Source organism: Micromonospora sp. HM5-17 (genome assembly GCF_003762835.1).
Classification (GTDB): domain Bacteria; phylum Actinomycetota; class Actinomycetes; order Mycobacteriales; family Micromonosporaceae; genus Plantactinospora.
The window spans coordinates 1-531 of the sequence record NZ_RJWA01000044.1; the positions used below are offsets into that span (position 1 = coordinate 1).

Genomic DNA, 531 nt, shown 5'->3' on the forward strand with positions numbered 1-531 from the left:
TGCGGATGGGGCACGGCAGGCCGGAGAAGGGATGAAGGAAGAGGAAGGCCGCGTGGTCAGTGCGCGTAGCCGTTGACAGTGACCGGGGTGAGCCGGTCGGCCACCCGCGTCGCGATCGACAGCGGCAGCCGTGTGGCCCTTTGGATGTCAGCAGCGGTTACCGGAGTGGTCGACTCGGCCACGAGGCGCCGGATCTGGTCCTGCATCGCGGCCGGAAGGCCCAAACCGTCCAGGGCCACGACCGACGCCGTGGTATCGACCGCCGGAGCCGGAGCCGGAGCCGGAGCCGGAGCCGGAGCCGGAGCCGGAGCCGGAGCCGAGGGTGGGGGTGGGGGTGGGGTTTGCACCTGGGCGACCGGGGCGAGGGCGGCCGACGTCTGCGGCATCACCGGGACGGCCGGGGCCTCGACCGGGACAGCCAGCCCCTCCGGGGACTCCGGCGGTTCGACCGTAGGCGCCGGGACCGTTGAGGCGGGGTGCGGCGTGGTGGTCTCCGGTGTGGGGAGGACGACCGCCCGCCGCGCCTGTGTG

At 74.0% G+C, this 531-nt stretch carries 1 protein-coding gene; it reads right to left on the minus strand.

Annotated features, from left to right (window positions below; translation table 11 throughout):
• Positions 1–56 precede the first annotated feature (56 nt).
• Positions 57–239, minus strand: coding sequence for a hypothetical protein (locus EF879_RS27445; protein ID WP_158624326.1), 183 nt, complete (start codon positions 237–239; stop codon positions 57–59).
• Positions 240–531: the final 292 nt, after the last annotated feature.